The organism is Acinetobacter sp. ANC_7504 (assembly GCF_056779995.1).
The window spans coordinates 1-386 of sequence record NZ_JBWYIZ010000040.1 but is presented as its reverse complement, the minus strand read 5'-3'; the positions used below and the strand labels follow the sequence as shown (position 1 = coordinate 386).

Here is a 386-nt window from a genome sequence, read left to right as displayed (position 1 = left end):
CAGTACCTTATAAACAAATCATCATTGCCACTGGTGAAGGCGCGAAAGCATCACTGTCAGCGTTTGATTACATCATTCGTTCTGGACAGTAGTTCAATCATATTCTTTAAATAAGAAGTTCTTAGTTTTGTAGTTTACAGAGGTTGAAGATGCTAACACTTCAGCCTCTTTTTTTGTAATCATTAACTTGATCTATATTATTTACTAAATCAAATCTGTATTTTATTTGTAATTTTATTTCACAATAAATGGGTGTTTTGTGTAACAGGACCTGTTTATCGTGTCTGTTTTTTGTTTAAATATTAAGAAATTCTTTAGCCTTACTAAATTATAAAAGACAGATAATAACCATGCTTGCCAACATCTTTTCGGCATTGGAACAGCTC

1 pseudogene is annotated in these 386 nt (G+C 31.6%); it reads left to right on the top strand.

Going from position 1 to position 386, the window contains the following annotated elements:
- Positions 1-92, top strand: a pseudogene (locus AC1M9F_RS14525) (FAD-dependent oxidoreductase); the annotation flags it as partial.
- Positions 93-386: the final 294 nt, after the last annotated feature.